We start from the raw sequence: 17,770 nt of genomic DNA, 5'->3' as shown, positions 1-17,770 counted from the left end.
TGCAAATAAAAAAGGGTTCCGGCGGAAAAATTCCGCCGGAACCCTTTGCCATCGGATTCCGAATTATAGCGCGCTTCGACAGGTCTTCTGGCTTCCGGATCAACCGCGAGGGGGCCAGCCTTCCCGGGGTTTTCCCCAGTGACCGGCGTATCGCCATGCCCTCTCGCGTCCCCGGTTACAGCGGCGGGTCCGCCACGGATTCGCACCGTGTTCCGTTATGCCGAACGCGGTTCCTTTTCTAACCAGGAGCCGGACAAAGGTCAATCCGAATGGGCGGTTGCTACTTCCGCCCGTATTTGACCAACTCGGCCACGTTGTTGTGGGTATCCACTATGCGCACGAAATAGCCCACTTCGGGCGCATACCAGAGCAAGTAGAAGCCGCTCCAGCCAGAATCGTTCTTCTTGTTCACCCGTATCCTGAAGGTCTTGAACGTTCCGGCCGGAACCGTGAGCTGCTCCGAGGCCTCGACGATGACTGTGTTGACGTATCCTTGAGTGCCCTTGGCCAGTGCCGTGCTCTGCTGGAAGGACTGGGTGGCCCCCACAGTGAGCGGGAAGAACACGTACGCGTCCTTGCCGGAGGGTACCGAATACTTGAGCAGGGTTCCGGCACTCTCCTTGACGCAGAGGTCCTTGTCCAGGCGAAGCTTCCGGTGCGAGTCCCCGTTGCCGATGAGAACCACCTCCTCGCCCACGGACTGGACCTCCATGCGTTCGGCCAGGGCGAACGGGCTGCGGGATTTGGTTGTGAACTCCCAGTAGTCGCCGGGCTTCCACTGCGGTGCCTGGGCCGGAGGCATCCCCGACAGCGGAGCTGTTTTGGGGCCGCAGGCCGAAAGGAGCAGAATCGAAAACAATAAGAGAACGATATTGCGGGCTGTCATACTAGTCGGCCGCCTTCTTTTCCTTTTCCAGCTCTTCCGGGCTTAAGTTCCACCAGGGCATTCCGTCTTTGGACCGGCGTACCTTCAGCTCGACGCCCTCGTCCTTCTTGATCTTGGAAGCCATGACCACTTCCTTGCCGCCGATGTTGGCCCACACGCCGGCAACCTTAACCGTGTCGCCCTTCTTGAGGCCGACAACGGTCAGATCCACGAAATCCTTGGGGCCAAGGTGCACGGTCTCGGTCTTGTTGTCCTTCTTGTCTCTCACCACCAGGCCGACGCCCTTGGCCATGCCCGGCAGCGGCGTGATTTCGATGATGTCCTCCACGCGTCCCTTGAAGGAATCGGCTTCCTTGGCGTCGTAGAATTTATCGTAGGCGCCGCCCTTCTCCCAACCAGCGATATCCTTGCCGCTCTGGGCGGCCACTGCCACGGCGAACATCCCCAAGACAAGTGCGGACGCCGTAATGGCTGTGCGAAGAAAACGGTTCATAAATCCTCCATGAAGGCAATTGTCGAACGTTTCAAAAACTATATCGCCCAGTGGCGCGTGTAAAGATGCTGGCAATGAAAACGCCCGGCGAACCGGGCGTTTCCATAAGTTTCTAGACAGTGCTAGTATTAGCAGGCGAACTGGCCATCCTCATAGACAACCAGGCTTCCTCCGCCGACCAGCTTGGCGGTGACCCGTTTCTTTTCGGTGTTCACCAGGTCCCAGTGCAGGGCGGAATCGTTGAACCCGAGTTCGGCCTTCCGGGCCTCGGTCAACTGGGAGGGGTCGCCATCGAAGGTGTCGGAATAGGAGCTGCCGAGCGCCACGTGGCAGTTGCCGTGGTCTCCGCCGAAGTTCTCGTCGAAGAGGGTGTTGGCCATGAACTTGTCGATTTTGGAGAAGCGGCGGTCGGTAAGGGAAAACTCGCCCAGCTTGTTGGAGCCGTTGTCCATGGCCACCTGTTTCTTGACGAACTCCTCGCCTTCCTCGGCCCGGACATCCACCACCTCGCCCTTCTTGAACTCCAGCCGGACGCCCTTGACCAGGTTGCCGCTTCGATAGGAGGGCTGGTCCGCGAAATAGACGCCTTCTGTTCCGCGCCAATCAGGCGAGAGGAACAGCTCGAAGCTCGGAATGTTGTGCCCGGAAATCCCCTTGAAACGGCGATGCTCGCCCGGGGTGACCACAAGGTCCACATGCTCGGATTCCACATGGAAGGACTCTACCGCGAGCCCGTTGAGCCAGTTCTTAATTTCCGAGGCTTGCTTGAAGATGTGTTCCCATTCGGCAACGGGATTCGCGGCGCGCAGATGGCAGGCCTTGATTATCTGCTCCGTGAACTCTTTTTTGGAAAGCCCGGCGCACCTGGCGTATTCGTCCGTGGGATGCACGCAGAGCGTCCAGCCGAATTCGCCCACTTCCTCGCGCTTGACCAGGATGTCCCGGTACGGTTTGCGGGCGATGGCGGTCTGGGCGATGCGTTTGGGGTCCACGCCGCTTAGGTGCGTCAAGCTCTCCGGGGCCAGGATGTGGATGGCTCCATGCAGGTTCTCGTAGAGTTCCTTTGTGCCGGGAGCGATGAATGTCAGTTGGCTCTCCCCGGCCTTCCGGTAGAAATCGAGCTCCATGTGCGAGGTAAAGGCCAATCTGGGTATGACGTTTATGCCCATGTCCATGAGTTTCGAGAACAGTATCTCGACGAGCTTGAGCCCGGCCAGGTCGTACTGAATGAGCACGTTGTCGCCGGGCACATAGGGGTTCGGGCGGGAAGTGGCCAGGCCCCAGAGCAGAACATCGGCATATTTATCGAGTAGTTTCGCGGTTAGCACTGCGTGATGGCTCCCGGAGATGATGTGATTAAGATGGTTGAGACGTCCACGCCGTTTGCCCAAAACCCGCCCGCTTGTAAAGCGGACATGGCGCCCTCCGCTCGTGGTTGAGAGCTCTCGTCGCGGCTTATGGTTCCGGACTCGTTAGAGCTGTAAGGAATCGCAAAAATCATTGTGTTCAGATGGGTTGATCGACCACCAACAATGCTGGAACCGTGGAAGTTCAGGCCTTTCCATGCATTCCTGGGGCTTGCATCTTGAAAACCCAGGTAAAATAGACTAAACGGCACTGCTCCAGAATCATGAAGGAGGCAGCAGATGCCCAAAGAAGACGCCATAGAAGTGGACGGAACCGTCCAGGAAGCCCTGCCCAACGCCATGTTCCGTGTGGAACTGGAAAACGGGCACGAGGTGTTGGCGCACATCTCCGGAAAGATGCGCAAATTCTACATTCGCATTCTTCCGGGCGACAAGGTCAAGGTTGAGCTCTCCCCCTACGATTTGACCCGCGGCCGCATTACCTACCGCATGAAATAAGGCCCCCATTCCGGGGGCCTTTCTCCCAATCGAAGATTCGACTGTATTGAACTCGATTCGTTAGCGGTCCACTCCCACCTTTGGAGTCTCTCTCAAGCCGAGCGCCCTTCCCCAAAGTGTTTTCCGCAGACCCCTCGCGTGGCGATCTCCTACATCTGTGAAATAAGTTCCATCAGATCCTTGTTCACCTCGAGCAACCGGTCGCGTATTTCCACCTGATCCACCCAGGGGCGTTCTCCAGCCTTGTCCAGGCGCTGTTTGAGAAGCGTGAACTTGGATTCGGTGTCCGACAGGATGAAGTTCCAGTCCACCTTGGGCATGGCCCGTTCCGTGTCCAGGGTGACAGCAGTGGTCAGTCCGGGTTTGAGCGTGCATTCTTCCAGGTATTCCGGCTTGTGCACGGTGAAACCGAAACGCGATTCGATAAGGCCCGACAAGGTGTTCATGGCCCCGTTCTCGCCGTGGACCAAGAACACTTCCATGCCGTTCTTCTTGAAATGCCTGAGCCAATCGAGAATCTGGCTTTGCCCCGCATGGGCCGAGAACCCGCCGATGGTCCAGACCTTGGCGGCCACCTGCACATCCTCGCCCAGGATCTTGATGGTCTTGGAGCCGTCCACGATCTTGCGGCCCGGAGTGCCCTGGCCCTGGTAGCCCACGAACACCACGCTGGCTCCCTTGCGCCAAAGGTTATGGCGCAGGTGATGCTTCACGCGGCCCGCGTTGCACATGCCGCTGGCCGAGATGACTATTGCAGGGCCGTCTGTTGTGTTTATGGCGCGGGATTCGTCCGCGGTGAGGGTGAACTTGAGGTTCGGCAGCTTGAACGGGTCTTCACCGTTGCCCAGCATTCCGGAAATTTCCGCATCCATGAATTCCGGATGCTGACGAAAGACCTCCGTGGCTCGAATGGCCAGCGGGCTGTCAACGTACACCGGCATGTCATGGGGAAGTTTTCCGGTTTTGGAGAGCATGTGCAGCGAGTACAACACCTCCTGGGTGCGTTCCACAGCGAAGGCAGGGATGATCACCTTCTCGCCGTGGGCGTATGAGAAGGAGATGGCCTCGGCCATTTCCTCCAGGCTCGACCCCAGGTCCTTGTGGTCGCGGTCTCCGTAGGTGGATTCCAGAAAGAGAAAATCGGCTTCTTCGGTAAACTTGGGGTCCTTGATGAGCAGCTGGTCCGGGCGGCCCAGATCGCCGGAAAACACCAGCTTGCTGGTGGTGCCGTTTTCCGTGACCCATATCTCGATGAAGGCCGAGCCCAGGATGTGGCCCGCGTCGCGGTAGATCACCTTGATGCCGGGCGCGGGCTCGAAGGGCACGTTGTACTCGATGACCTGCATCATGGGCATGACCGCTGCCGCATCCGCCTGGGTGTAGAGGGGTTCGACGGGCTTGCCGCCACGACGGGCATTCTTGCGGTTGGCCCACTCCGCCTCCATCTCCTGAATGTGGGCGCTGTCCTGGAGCATGAGCCAGAGAAGGTCCTTTGTGGCAGACGTGACGAATATCTTGCCCGAGAAGCCGTGCCTCACCATGCGGGGCAAAAGCCCGGAGTGGTCCATGTGGGCGTGGGTGACAAGAAAGAAATCGATCTTGCGGGGCTGGTAGACCGAGAAATCGGCGTTGCGCGCCTCGATCTCGCGGTTGCCCTGGTGCAGTCCGCAGTCCACGGCGAAACGGGTTCCGCCTGTTTCCATCATGTAGCACGAGCCGGTGACAGTCTTGGCCGCGCCCAGGAATTTGATCTTCATTCAGTCTCCTCGACGTGTTTCGGTTTCATGTCCAAAGGTCGGGCGGTAGTTACACCAATGCCAGGGGGATTCCAAGCCGCGAGCAGGCAAGGCCCGCATTGGAGAACAAGACGAGGACATTGGCTTTGCCGGAATTGTCTTCATTGGGCTGGCAATTATTTCATCCATTCACCCAGGCTGTAAGGATTATGTCAGGATACCGGGTTAGGAGAGTCCAACGCCTCTTGCAAAAACACAACATCTGAAGAGTTGTGGCCCGTAGAGTGTGATTGCAGCGACGAATCAAGGGTGTACACGCGATGCTTCAGTCTCTTTCGTACAGGACTGCTCACGCGGACTTTCTGTGTACCTCTCCTGTTGTCAAAACACTGTCCGCACTGGTGTTTTCTCTGGCTGTCGCCATGAGTGCGCCGCCCTGCTTGGCCATGGGCACGTATACCGTCACCAACACCAGCGATTCTGGGGCAAACTCACTTCGCCAGGCCATAACCAACGTCAACGCCGCGGCTGGAACGTCCTACACCATCGACTATAACATAACGGGTGGCGGCACGATCACGCTGCTCAGCAGTCTGCCGGATACCAACAAGTCCGTTTCCTTTGAGAACAAATCCGGCGCAACGGTTACGGTTTCGAATTCTATCGCTTCCACAGCGGCGCTTACAGTGGGGGGCTCGACAACCTTCGTCAACACCGACCCCCTGGTCATAAGCACGGTGCTTTCAAGCACTAGCGGCAACGCCCTGGGTATTTCCTCCTCCGCCGGAACTTCCCTGACCATCGGTTCGATTCCCAGCGCAATAAGCGTCACGGCCCAGGCTGGCACGAACGCTGCCTATGGAATCTACTCTTCCCGCGATCTGACCATATCGAGCGGCATGGCCGGAAACATCACCGCCATCGCAGGAACGCATACCGCCGTGGGAATCCTGAGCAGCGGCACCTTGAACGGCGGCAGCGCGGGCTCGCCCGTGACCATCTCCGGCACTGTTTCGGCCACCGCCAACGGCCTGGCCGTGGCCGTCGGTTCCGCTGGGGCCATGAACCTCACGGTAACCGGAAAAATAAGCGGCATCGACTCTTCCGGCTCCGGGGCGGGGTATGCCATCCGGGCCGGCAGCCCGGACGGCTCGGGTGGCTGGAATACCGGCAGCGCGAGCAACACCGTGACCCTGAACACCGGCGCGATCCTGGTCGGCAAGGTGGATTTGGGAACAGGAACGAACACCCTGAACCTCTACGGTTACGGCACCACCGGCACTCAATTCATAGGCGTGACCAATCTGGTGGCCGGGGACGGCGTGAACCAAGCGAACTGGATCCTCAATCCGGATGCATCCAGCCCCAGCACGTTCGCAAGCCTTACCATAAACACATATGCGGCCCTGACCATCAACGAAAACGTCACCATAAGCGGCAACACGCTTAACAACGGAAGCCTCACCTACGATATCGGCACCACCAAGTATTACGGCGGCATCATTTCCGGGACAGGCACCGTGGGCAAGCTCGGACCGGGCATTCTCTATTTAACTGGAAACAACACCTACTCCGGGGGAACGTTCATCAACGGAGGCACGCTCAACATCGCCTCGGACTCCAACCTGGGCGACGCATCCGGAACAGTGACTTTCGACGGCGGCACGCTCCAGGCGGGAGCGGCTCTTACCACGGCCAGGAGTATCACGGTAAACCCCGGTGGCGGGGCCCTGGACAACAACGGCAATCCCGTAACCCTCACTGGCACGTTCACCGGTTCCGGCCCCTTCACCTTCAAAGGCCAGGGCGTGACCTATTTCTCGGGAAACGGTTCGGGCTATGCTGGTTCGGCAACATTGACCAACGGCATCTTGCTGGTGAACTCGTCCGGTTCCCTGGGCGGCAGCCTCACCGTCAACCAGGGCGCGGCTCTTAGCGGGTACGGAACCCTGGGCAACGTGATCAACAACGGCCTCGTCTCACCGGGTGGCTCCATAGGCACGCTCAGCGTGAGCGGCAACTACACCCAGGGGGCCACGGCGGCGTTTATCGAAGAGATCGATGTGTCCGGGCGGTCCGATCTGCTCAAGGTGAGCGGCAGCGTCGCCCTTAACGGCGGCCTGCTCATGGTCAGCGCGCCAATCGCCTTCTATCAAACCGGCACGGTGTGGCCGGCCATTTCCGCCGGCAACGGACTGACCGGCTCCTTTTCCGGAGTTGCCAGCACGTTCCCATCGTACATCCTGAACTTTCTTCCGGTTTACACTTCCAACGCCACCCTGATCCTGACCACGCGCATCCCCTACGCCACGTTCGCGCCCAACTCCCGCGCCGCTTCCGCAGGCTTCGGCCTTAACAAGGGCGCCTACACCGCCAACGGCACATTCTCCGCAGCGATACTCTCCATGGACCTTGCCAGCCCGGCGGGCATCGCCTCCGCACTCAACCAGCTGCATCCCGAACCGTACGACGCCTACACCCAGACCGGGTTCGACACCGGCAGGCTGCTTACCGCGTCGGTTCAGTCCCGGCTGCACGCCCTGCGCACGGGCGAAGCACAGGGAGCCTTTTCCAGCCTCTTCGACGCCGCGCCGTCACAGACCTTCGCCTTTTCCGAAGCCGTGCACGGAGCATCCAGGACGGTGGAATCGAAAGATCCGCAGTCGCGCGTGAGCCTTTTCCTGCAACCCTTTGGCATGACCGCACGCCAGGGCGCTACGGGAGGGCGCACGCCGTATGTGAACAACGCGTGGGGTGTGCTGGGAGGAGTCGACTTTCAGCCATCACACGACATCGTGACCGGGGCCTACGTGGGCTACGCGAGCCGGAACCTGGCGCTTGGCGCTCCCGCGAACGACACCGGCCGCGCCGAGACCACAAGCCTTGGGATATTTGCCTCGCGCTTCAGCAGAAACTGGTTCGTGGAAGGCTCGGCACGTTTCGGTCTGGACTTCTACCAGACCAGGCGCACGGTTTCGGTTCCGGCGGCATCGTTCAAGGCGTCCTCGAACTGGAGCGGCTGGAATTTTTTCGCCAATTTGGGGGCGGGCTATGAGTGGCATTTGGGTAAATGGGCACTGGGTCCCGTGGGATCGCTTGATTTCGCGCGCATCGCCCAGAACGGATGGAGTGAGTCCGGCGCGGATTCCATAGGCCTTACCATCCGCCCGCGCGCCGACATCTCCATGCAAACGGCCCTCGGAGTAAGAGTTGCAAGGCTCGTCAACTCTTCCTGGGGCAGGCTCACTCCGGAAATCCGCCTGCTCTGGGGGCACGAATGGGCAAACGGCAGCCGGGACATAACCGCATATTATCAAGGCTCCGAGAACGCCCGGTTCACTACCAGGACCGTGCCGCCTTCCTCGGATTGGCTTGCCATGAGCGCCGCCCTGACCATCCAGTGTTCCAAACGGTTTTCGGTGGGCGCGAGGCTCAGCACGGACCTTTTCCGCCAGGAATATCAAACCCTGTCCGGCAGCTTGAGCCTCAAATACAGTTTCTAGCTTATGCACCCGGGGGAGAAAGCCCCGAACGGACTGCTCATCGCGAAGCCCGGCCACTCACAGGCTTGCGGTATGACGGCGGCCGAGGGTAACGTGTTCTGGAAGACCGCGATGCCACACCCAATGACGCACTTTCTCGTTACGGATGCCCAAGCCAGCCGCATGGATCAGGTGCGGGAATTGTTTCTGGAATACTCGGCCGGGCTTAAAATCTCCCTGTGCTTCCAAGGCTTCGACCAGGAGCTGGCCGGACTTCCCGGCAAGTATGCTCCGCCGGGCGGATGCATCCTCCTGGCTATGCCCGAAGACGCTAATGACGAAATGCCCGCGGCGGGCTGCGTGGCCGTGAGACCCATGGACGAGCCGGGAATCTGCGAGATGAAGCGGCTCTATGTCCGGCCTGAGTATCGCGGGCAAAAGCTCGGGCTTCTTCTGGCCGAGGCTGCCGTGGCCAGGGCCAGGGAAATGGGCTACCAAGCCATGCGCCTGGACACGCTCTCCAGCATGGTGGGTGCCATCGCGCTCTACGAGCGCCTGGGCTTCAGGGACATTGAGGCCTACTGCCACAACCCCCATCCGGGGGTCAGGTACATGGAGCTCGACCTCGGCGCGCCCTGAAGCATCCGCCCCCCAGGCCCACTCAGTCCTTGACGCGCCTCCAGGCTGAACATACCAGCGACGCCATGAACGACTTCGTGAACACCTTTCTCCTGGTCTATGCGGGCCTGTTTCCCATCGTGAACCCGGTGGGCAACGCGCCGATCTTTCTGGGCATGACCATCGACTGCACCGAGAACGACCGCAGGGCGCTAGCCAGGCGCGTGGCGGTGAACAGCTTCTTCCTGCTGCTTTGCGCGCTGTTCGTGGGTTCGCACGTGCTGGAATTCTTCGGCATCACCCTGCCGATCCTGCGTATAGCGGGAGGAGCGGTGGTAACCGCGTTCGGCTGGAAGCTTCTCCATGCCGGCGAGCGCATACAGGACCATAAGACACCCGGAAGCACCGGCATTCCCGTGAGCATGGCCGATTCCTTCTTCCCCCTCACCCTGCCGCTCACCGTGGGTCCCGGATCGCTCTCCGTGGCCATCACCCTTGGCAGCCGAAGACCCATCAGTTCCATGGACATCCCCCATTTCACCCTGCTCGGCAGTTCGGCCATTCTTGGAATCGCCGCCATCGCCGTCACCATCTACGTCAGCTACAGGTTCGCCAAACAGATCGTGGCGGCACTTGGCGAGAACGGCACCAACGTGATGCTCAGGCTTTCGGCCTTCATTCTGCTGTGCATCGGGATGGAAATCGTCTGGACCGGTTACAGAGAGCTTATGGGCATAGCGCGCTGAGCTGCCCGATTGGGAGTAGGATTTATCAACAAGGGCGAAATGTGATGTGAGGGAGGCCTCCGGCGGCCAAAGGGCCTTAGCCCTTTGGAATCCCGCGTATATTGAGGCTTCTTGAAACCGTCACGGCCCGGGCGCGTAGAGAACGCCGCAGGAAAGCCCCGACGTTCCCTGCAGGATGGCCTCGAAGGCGGAAAGCCCGGCCGGGTAGGACATGGACCAGCCTTTGGGGGAATAGACCAGAAATTCCGCGCCGGTGAAGGCGAAGGTCTTCGCCTGCTCGTCCACCGTGAACGTCATGCGCAGAAAAGCGCGTGCGGCCAGCACGAAGCCGCCCTGCCCGGCCCTGGGACAGGCCTGTATTTCTGGCAGATCCATGCGGTACTGGCCCGTGGCCAGGACGCGGGTAACTCCCTGGGCATCGGTGAATTGTTCCCAGGTTACTTCCTTGAACCCCGCATAGCTCTTGATGGCCAGGCCCACCGGGGCGGTGGGATTCTCGGGCACGGTGCCGTTCTGGACCAGTTCGACCCCGGATTGGCCGCAGGCCGACAGCGCTAAAACCAGCGCCAGCACAGCCACATGGCGAATCCAGGCCGCGAAGCCAAAAGGGATCCCAAAGGGCGTAGCCCTTTGGCCGCCGGAGGCTTTCTTCATGCCCTATTCCCCGTTGCGGCCATCGAATTTATGCCCTCAGGCCCCGGCGGCCTTGAAGGCCTGCCCCAGCATGGCCTTGGCCTCGTCCTGGATCTGTTTCAGGTGCTTGCTTCCCTTGAAGCTCTCGGCGTAGATCTTATACACCGCCTCAGTCCCGGAAGGCCGGGCGGCAAACCACCCGTTTTCGGCCACGACCTTGAGTCCGCCTATGCTGGCGCCGTTGGACGGGGCCTTGGTGAGCTTGGCCTGGATCGGTTCACCGGCCAACACGGTAGCGGTTACGTTTTCCGGGGTGAGCCCGGCAAAGGCCTTCTTCTCGTTCTCGGTGATTGGCGCGTCCACCCGCTCGTACACAGGCGAACCGAAGCGCTCGGTGAGCCCCTGGTACATGACGGCGGGATCGTGCCCGGTGACGGCCGTGATCTCGGCTGCCAAAAGATCCATGATGAAGCCGTCCTTGTCCGTGGTCCACACGGTTCCGTCCTTGCGCAAGAACGAAGCCCCGGCGCTCTCCTCGCCTCCGAAGCCGAATTCGCCGGACAAAAGCCCCTTCACGAACCACTTGAAGCCGACTGGCACCTCGGAGAGTTTGCGCCCGAGCGTCTTGGCCACCCGGTCGATCATGGAGCTCGACACCAGTGTCTTGCCCACGGCCGCGCCGGCCGGCCAGCCGGGACGGTGCTGGAAGAGATACCAGATGGCCGTGGCCAGATAGTGATTGGGGTTCATGAGCCCGCCCGTGGGGGTGACGATGCCGTGGCGGTCGTAGTCGGGGTCGTTGCCGAAGGCCACGCCGTAGGAGTCCTTGTGCCCGATGAGCCCGGCCATGGCGTACGGGGAGGAGCAGTCCATGCGGATCTTGCCGTCGCGGTCCAGGGTCATGAAGGAAAAGGTCGGGTCCACCACATCGTTGACCACGGTCAGGTTCAGGCCGTAGCGCTCGGCCAGGGGCTCCCAGAAGGCGATGCCGGAGCCGCCCAGCGGGTCCACGCCGATGCGTAGGCCGCTCGCCTTGATGGCGGCCATGTCCACCACGTTTTCCAGGTCGGCCACATAGGGCGTGATGAAATCGTATGCCCTGATGTTCGCGGCCTTGAGCGCATGTTCAAAGAGCGTGCGTTTCACACCGGAAAGGCCCTTGGCCAGATAGGTGTTGGCCAGGGTCTGGACTTCCTTTGTGATGTCCGTGTCGGCCGGGCCGCCCGAGGGCGGGTTGTACTTGAAGCCGCCGTCCGAGGGGGGGTTGTGCGAGGGGGTGATGACGATGCCGTCGGCCAGCCCGGACTCGCGGCCGCGGTTCCAGGTGAGGATGGCGTGGGAGATCACCGGGGTCGGGGTGTAGCCGTCCCAGTTCATGAACACGTCCACGCCGTTGGCTGCCAGAACCTCAATGGCCGAGATCATGGCCGGGGCCGAAAGAGCGTGGGTGTCCATGCCGATGTAGAGGGGGCCGCTTATGCCCATGGCCGAGCGGTAGTCGCAGATGGCCTGGGTGGTGGCCAGAATGTGGGCCTCGTTGAAGGAGCCGCGCTCCGAGGTGCCGCGATGCCCGGAGGTGCCGAAGGAAACGGCCTGGGCCGGGTCCTTGGGGTCGGGCTTTATGGAGTAATAGGCGCTCACCAGCTTGGGAACATTGACCAGCATGGAGCGTGGCGCCGGCTTTCCGGCCAGGGGATGCGTGGACATGAGCAAAGCTCCTATTGGTGCTTGTAATCCGTGGAGGCGTGAAACTTGTCCAGCATGGAGCTGAACTGCTTCACGAAATCCTTGAAATCCTCATAGGTCATGTCGGTCTTTATGCCTATGCCTTCCGAGGAAAAACAGTGCGAGTCCGAGAAGCAGCAGACGTCGAACTCAATGTCCACATACACGGTATTGGGCTTTTCGAAATAGCGGTTGAAGACGATGCTGCCGTCCGGATCGATCATGTCGATCCGGCCGGTGCCGAATCCGCCAACCAGGGCTTCCAGCCCGTCCAGGGTGTACTTCACGCTGTCGGCGTAGAGGTTCATCCGGGTGATGGAATAATCATCCGTCACGTGCAGGGCCGGGTTGAACACCGGCTTGCCGTCGATGGTGGTGACCACTTCGATGGAATAGCCGTAGTCCGTTGCTTCCAGATCGATTTCCACGCCAAGCACGCTGGAATTGACCTTCAATGCGCATCTCATGTCCGTCTACCTTCTGTTACTGCTTGGGCTTGCCCTGCAGACCGGTGTTGTCGAAAATGCTGTATTCCTTCGGAGGGGTGTACTGAAACAAGTCTTTTGGTACCGAAGGATTCAGCTTCACGTTGGCAAGCGTGACGTCGTTTATGTTTCCGTAAAAATCCTCGATGCTTATGCGCGCGAGCATGTTGGACTTGGAATCAACCCAGGCATAGGCCAGCACCATGCTGGGTTCGGCTTCGCGAGGCACGAGCTTGAGCTTCACCTGGCCTTCCGGAGCGCCCTGCTCCTCCTGGATGTGGAAGTCCTCACGCAGGTTGCCCTTGCCGGAGAGGAACCGCAACATGGTCTTGGAACCAAGGACATCCTCCACGGCGTACCGGTAGGCGGCCTTTTCCTCGGGGAATGCGTTCCAGACCACATCTTTGCCCACCACCAGGAGTTCCTTCTCGGGCTTCTCGGTGTCCCAGCGGATGAGCGCGGGCTGGGCAAACACCAGGCGCCCGGTGCGGGTTTCCTTTTCCTTGCTGGCCGCGTTGACCAGCACCTGGGTGAAATCGGCGGAAAAAGCGGAGAGTGTTTGATAATTCTTCTGCACCTTGTCCGTCAGGGCCGGGATATCGGCCGCAAGGGCGGCTTGAGCGAACACTGTAAAAAGCAAGGCTGAAATGAAACGCGAAAGCATGTGTATCCTCATTCTATTCCATTGATTGTATTGCCGCGAACACGGCCTGGGCATCCAGGACCACGCCCATGTCCGGGGTGAGTTTGTAGGGTGTGGCGTGGATGTCATGGCGAAAAAGCGCCTGGGTGAAAAAGGGTCCCAACGAACCTGGAATCACCAAAAATTTCGCGGCCCGGATGTTGGAGCGGGAAAGCAGCAGCTGGCCGACTCCAGTATACAGGGAGGCCGGAGAGAGATCGGTGGTGACATGAAAAGCGGCCAGCACGGTGTTGTCCGGCGACGTAAGCACTATGTCGCTGCTGGCCAAACTCCCCACTTTATATCGTAAAGACCTTGAATTGATGAATTTCTCAAGCTGGTCGCGTGTGCCGGAAACCACGGTGTCCGTAAGCCGGTCCCGGGAATCTCCAGTTGAGGACGAATCCGCGACGCACGCCGCGGCCTTGTGTCCGAAGCACAGCCTCCCTTTTCCCTGGGCCAAAAGCCCCTGGCAGTTCCATTGCCGGTAGTCGTTCACGGCGCTCACGAACCGGAAAACGTTATAGCCCACGCTGGGGCCCAAAATGCTCGTAAGAATGAGCGACTGAAGGTCCTTGCCATCCGGGCCGGTGACGCTGTGTGCGGTCAGGTCGTACCCGTGTTCGTCCAGGTACCTGGTAAACGACGCCTCGTCGCGGGTCAGCTTGCCCGTGTTGGCCAGGAGCACGTCCTTGCCGAATCGGACGAAGAAGCCGTTCATGCGCTTGTCGAACCCGGATTTGGGAATGCTCATCTCGCAGACAGGTTCAAGGCTTATGCATTCCGAAGGATCTCGCAGGCCGAACTGAAGCCAATGACGGTTCTCCATGGATCTGTGGGAAAACCAGAAACGAAACCCCGCATGCCACAACACGGTGCCTTGAAGCCAGCTGCCGCGCCAGCGAACGGACGCGCTCACTGGCCGGCACTCCTGGCTCAAATGGCCCAGGAAGAGCTGAAACGCATGTTCCGCTTCAGCGGAATCAAGAATGATGCGCATGGCAGATCAGTCTTTTCCTTTGAGCACCACGCGGGGCTTGCTTCCGTCCGCCGGGCCCAGGAGCCCGTCCCGTTCCATCTGCTCGATGAACCTGGCCGCCCGGTTGAAACCGATCCTGAAACGCCGCTGGATGAGCGAAATGGAGGCCTTGCCCTGCTCCATAACGAAATCCAGGGCCTGTGGATACACCGGATCGGTAAGAGATTCGTCGTCGCCGTCCCCGCCCGGGACGCCGCCGTTGCCGCCAGAAGAATCCGACCAGCTGGCCAGGTCGATGAGATAACTGGGGGCCTGGCGCTCCTTCCAGTAGTCCACCACGCGCACCGTTTCCTCATCGGACACGAAGGCGCCGTGCATGCGAACCATCTTGGCTCCGCTCGGCTTGAAAAGCATGTCGCCACGGCCGAGCAGGTGCTCGGAGCCCACGGTGTCCAGGATGGTGCGCGAGTCGTGCCTGCTGGTCACCTGGAAGGCGATGCGGGTGGGGAAGTTGGCCTTGATAAGGCCCGTGACCACGTCCACGCTGGGGCGCTGGGTGGCCAGGATCATGTGGATGCCGGAAGCCCGGGCCAGCTGGGCCAGGCGCACGATGGCTATTTCCACTTCCTTGGCTGCGGTCATCATCAGGTCGGCCAGTTCGTCAATTATGAGCACCAGATAAGGCATGGGCTCAACCACTTCGGTGTCCGGGGACGGATGGGCGGCCAGTTTGGCGGCCTTCTCGTTGTAGCCGTCGATGTTTCGCACCCCGAGAGCGGCCATGGCCTCGTAGCGCCTGTCCATCTCGGCCACGCACCAGTCCAGGGCGGATTTGGCCATGGCCATGTCCGTGACCACGGGGTGCACCAGATGCGGCAGGTCGGAGTACATGGCCAGTTCTATGCGCTTGGGATCGATGAGCAAAAGCTTCACTTCGCTCGGCTGGGCCTTGTAGAGTATGGAGAGCAGGATGCCGTTTATGCACACGCTCTTGCCGCTGCCCGTGGCGCCCGCCACCAGGAGGTGGGGCATGCGGGCCAGGTCGGCCGTGAAGGGCTTGCCCTGGATGTCCTTGCCCACGCTCAAGGTGAGCTTGGAGGCGGAACCGGTGAAGGCCTCGGATTCGAGGATCTCGCGCAGGTAGACGGTCTGGCGTTTGACGTTCGGTATCTCCACACCCACGGTGTCCCGGCCGGGGATGGGCGCCTCAATGCGGATGGCCATGGCCTTCATGGCCAGGGCGATGTCGCTGGTGAGCCCTGAAATGCGGCTCACCTTCACGCCCGGAGCGGGCTTAATCTCGAACATGGTGACCACGGGGCCGGGTACTATGCGCACCACCTCGCCCTGGATGCCGAAATCAGTCAGGCAGGTCATGAGGCTGGCGGCCTGGGCGCGCAGGAAGTCCTCGGAGGGGCCTCCGGTCTGGGCCGGAACCGGGGTGAGCAGCTGCAAGGGAGGCAGACCGCCCTTGCCGGGAACAAGCTTGGGCTGGGGCTTGGCCTTGGGCTTGGCGGCTCTTTCGCTCTTGGCGGGGCGCTTGACCGGGAATTCCTCGTCGCCCTCATGGCCGGACGACGCGCCGTGAGCATCCTCCTCGCCGTGCTCCCGTTCTTCACGGCCAGGGCCGAACAGGAAACGCATGATGCCTGGGCCTATTATGTCCCAAATTCCGGCAAGGAAATTCTTCACGCGGGTGGTCTGCTCCTCCCAGGATATTCCCAGGAAAAGCTGCAGGGATATAACGGCCAGGAAGGTGACCAAAAGATACATGCCCACCGGATGCAGGAACCTGGCGCCGACGCGGTAGAGCGCCGCCCCCACGTAGCCGCCCCCGGCCACATGGTTTATGCGAAGCCCTAACCCCGGCCAGTCCGAACCAAGCGTGACCAGGCAGACCAGAAACAGGCCGAAAAGCCCGGCCCAGTGCCTGCGCGTGATGCCCATGAGGGGGAAAAGCCTGCGGATGCCCGCATAGGTGATGAGCGCGGGCACGAACCAGGACGCCAGGCCGAACATGTCGGCCAGAAGTCCGGCCATGTAGGAGCCAAGAACGCCGGTGAGGTTTGCGACCTCGCGGCCCTTGACCATGGTCTGGTTGAAGGTGGGGTCCAGGGGGTCGAAGGAGTACAGGGCCAGGACGAAAAACAGCGCCACGAATATCAACGTGACCCCGGCCAGTTCCACGAGAATCTTTTTGCGTTCCGTAACTGTATCCACGACGCCTCGATTAGGTTTACTCAAGGCCTGTCATTACTCGAAAAAGTAAACGATTAAAAGCCGGTTCAGCACGTAAACAGGCTTGCCCGAACAACCCCAGCCAGCCATTCCATAACAAAAGGCCGTGAAGCAGCGCTCCACGGCCTGAAAGAAGCGGGATATTCAAGCTACACGCGGCCCAGGTATTCCCCGGAGCGGGTGTCCACCTTGATCTTTTCGCCTTCGTTCACGAACAGCGGCACGTTCAGGGTGATGCCGGTGGACAGGGTGGCGGGCTTGGTGGCGCCGCTGACCGTGTCGCCCTTGACCCCAGGCTCGGTGTGGGTGACCTCCAGGATCACGGACGCGGGAAGGTCCATGTCCAGGGCCTTGCCGCGGTACATGAGCATGGTCAGCTCCATGCCGTCCACCAGATAGCCGCCCTTGTCGCCCAGCACCTCGGCCTCGACAGAAAACTGCTCGTAGCTTTCCATGTCCATGAAGACGTAGCCGGAGCCGTCCTTGTACAGGAACTGCATCTCCTTGGTCTCCATGTCGGGCTTTTCCATCTTCTCGCCGGAGCGGAAGGTGTTTTCCACCGTGCGGCCGTTGAGCATGTTTCTCAGCTTGGTGCGGACGAAGGCGCCGCCCTTGCCGGGTTTCACGTGCTGGAAGTCGACTATCTCGTAGGGGATGTTATCCAGCTCGATCTTGAGGCCTCTTCTGAAATCAGTGGTGGAAAGCATTGTATCTCCTTGACGATCAAATATTCTTCTTGAGCCAGTGTTGCCACAGGGCAGAAACCGCGAGCACATAGCTCATCATGCCGAAACCCGCAATCACCCCGATCGAGCTCTGGCCGATCAGGCTCTGGCGGCGCAGGGGCTGGTCGGTGCGCGCGAATATGTTGGAAAGATGCACTTCCACGCAGGGCACGCCGATCCAGGCCAGGCAGTCGGCCAGGGCCAGACTGGTGTGGGTGTAGGCTCCGGCGTTGAAGGCCACGCCGTCCAGCTTGTCGCGCCAGGCCTGTTCCAGGCGGTCGATCAACTGCCCTTCCCCGTTGGCCTGGAAGGTGGACAGCTCGATGCGCGAGGCCACCTCGCCGAGGGTTTCCTGAACCATGGTCGCCAGGGCGTCCATGCCGAGAGAACCGTAGATCTCCGGCTGGCGCTGCCCGAGGTGGCCGAGGTTGGGGCCGTTGAGAACCAATATGCGGCATTTGGTCATGATCTCACCTT

The 17,770-nt window shown here is 60.5% G+C and carries 16 protein-coding genes and 1 riboswitch; of the genes, 4 read left to right on the top strand and 12 right to left on the bottom strand.

What is annotated here, in order from left to right; genetic code table 11:
* Positions 1-59 precede the first annotated feature (59 nt).
* A riboswitch (cobalamin riboswitch) is annotated at positions 60-269 on the bottom strand.
* Positions 270-280: 11 nt separating this feature from the next.
* The 3 genes from HY795_05415 to HY795_05405 form a co-directional block, all read right to left on the bottom strand.
* Positions 281-886: a hypothetical protein gene (locus HY795_05415; protein MBI4804655.1), complete on the bottom strand. Its 606-nt coding sequence runs from the start codon at positions 884-886 to the stop codon at positions 281-283.
* A 1-nt stretch (position 887) separates the two neighbouring features.
* Entirely contained in the window at positions 888-1,328 is a 441-nt protein-coding gene (locus HY795_05410; GenBank protein ID MBI4804654.1) for a hypothetical protein, read from the bottom strand.
* Between the two features lie 179 nt (positions 1,329-1,507).
* The gene (locus HY795_05405; protein ID MBI4804653.1) at positions 1,508-2,707 is read right to left on the bottom strand and encodes an aminopeptidase; all 1,200 of its coding nucleotides are present in this window, start codon (positions 2,705-2,707) and stop codon (positions 1,508-1,510) included.
* A gap of 318 nt (positions 2,708-3,025) precedes the next feature.
* Here HY795_05405 and infA point away from each other — a divergent pair, with 318 nt between their 5' ends.
* Positions 3,026-3,244 carry a translation initiation factor IF-1 gene (gene infA, locus HY795_05400; protein ID MBI4804652.1) on the top strand — a complete coding sequence of 73 codons (219 nt, stop codon included), beginning with the start codon at positions 3,026-3,028 and terminating at the stop codon, positions 3,242-3,244.
* Positions 3,245-3,393: 149 nt separating this feature from the next.
* Here infA and HY795_05395 read toward each other — a convergent pair whose 3' ends face one another.
* The gene (locus tag HY795_05395; GenBank protein ID MBI4804651.1) at positions 3,394-5,001 is read right to left on the bottom strand and encodes an MBL fold metallo-hydrolase; all 1,608 of its coding nucleotides are present in this window, start codon (positions 4,999-5,001) and stop codon (positions 3,394-3,396) included.
* A gap of 401 nt (positions 5,002-5,402) precedes the next feature.
* Between HY795_05395 and HY795_05390 the strand changes: the two genes are divergently transcribed.
* The 3 genes from HY795_05390 (at position 5,403) to HY795_05380 (ending at position 9,826) form a co-directional block, all read left to right on the top strand.
* Complete coding sequence (locus tag HY795_05390; GenBank protein MBI4804650.1) at positions 5,403-8,483, top strand: autotransporter domain-containing protein; 3,081 nt, start codon at positions 5,403-5,405, stop codon at positions 8,481-8,483.
* A gap of 111 nt (positions 8,484-8,594) precedes the next feature.
* Complete coding sequence (locus HY795_05385; GenBank protein MBI4804649.1) at positions 8,595-9,101, top strand: GNAT family N-acetyltransferase; 507 nt, start codon at positions 8,595-8,597, stop codon at positions 9,099-9,101.
* Positions 9,102-9,166: 65 nt separating this feature from the next.
* Complete coding sequence (locus tag HY795_05380) at positions 9,167-9,826, top strand: MarC family protein (protein MBI4804648.1); 660 nt, start codon at positions 9,167-9,169, stop codon at positions 9,824-9,826.
* 120 nt (positions 9,827-9,946) lie between these two features.
* Here the strand turns inward: HY795_05380 and HY795_05375 are convergent, their stop codons facing one another.
* From HY795_05375 to HY795_05340, 8 genes are all read right to left on the bottom strand, one after another.
* On the bottom strand, positions 9,947-10,480 hold the full coding sequence (locus HY795_05375; GenBank protein MBI4804647.1) for a hypothetical protein: 534 nt from the start codon (positions 10,478-10,480) through the stop codon (positions 9,947-9,949).
* 36 nt (positions 10,481-10,516) lie between these two features.
* Entirely contained in the window at positions 10,517-12,166 is a 1,650-nt protein-coding gene (locus tag HY795_05370) for an alpha-D-glucose phosphate-specific phosphoglucomutase (protein MBI4804646.1), read from the bottom strand.
* 11 nt (positions 12,167-12,177) lie between these two features.
* A complete protein-coding gene (locus HY795_05365) occupies positions 12,178-12,651 on the bottom strand; it encodes a hypothetical protein (GenBank protein MBI4804645.1) in 474 nt (157 codons plus the stop codon).
* 16 nt (positions 12,652-12,667) lie between these two features.
* Positions 12,668-13,333, bottom strand: coding sequence for an outer membrane lipoprotein carrier protein LolA (locus HY795_05360; GenBank protein ID MBI4804644.1), 666 nt, complete (start codon positions 13,331-13,333; stop codon positions 12,668-12,670).
* A 13-nt stretch (positions 13,334-13,346) separates the two neighbouring features.
* Positions 13,347-14,351 (bottom strand): hypothetical protein, encoded by a 1,005-nt coding sequence (locus HY795_05355; GenBank protein MBI4804643.1) that lies wholly within the window; start codon positions 14,349-14,351, stop codon positions 13,347-13,349.
* Between the two features lie 6 nt (positions 14,352-14,357).
* Entirely contained in the window at positions 14,358-16,550 is a 2,193-nt protein-coding gene (locus HY795_05350) for a DNA translocase FtsK 4TM domain-containing protein (protein ID MBI4804642.1), read from the bottom strand.
* A gap of 167 nt (positions 16,551-16,717) precedes the next feature.
* A complete protein-coding gene (gene efp, locus HY795_05345; GenBank protein ID MBI4804641.1) occupies positions 16,718-17,275 on the bottom strand; it encodes an elongation factor P in 558 nt (185 codons plus the stop codon).
* Between the two features lie 16 nt (positions 17,276-17,291).
* Positions 17,292-17,759: a 3-dehydroquinate dehydratase gene (locus HY795_05340; protein ID MBI4804640.1), complete on the bottom strand. Its 468-nt coding sequence runs from the start codon at positions 17,757-17,759 to the stop codon at positions 17,292-17,294.
* Positions 17,760-17,770: the final 11 nt, after the last annotated feature.

This window comes from Desulfovibrio sp. (genome assembly GCA_016208105.1).
GTDB lineage: Bacteria > Desulfobacterota > Desulfovibrionia > Desulfovibrionales > Desulfovibrionaceae > Fundidesulfovibrio.
The sequence above is the reverse complement of the archived record's forward strand: the minus strand, read 5'-3'. Positions and strand labels throughout refer to the sequence as shown.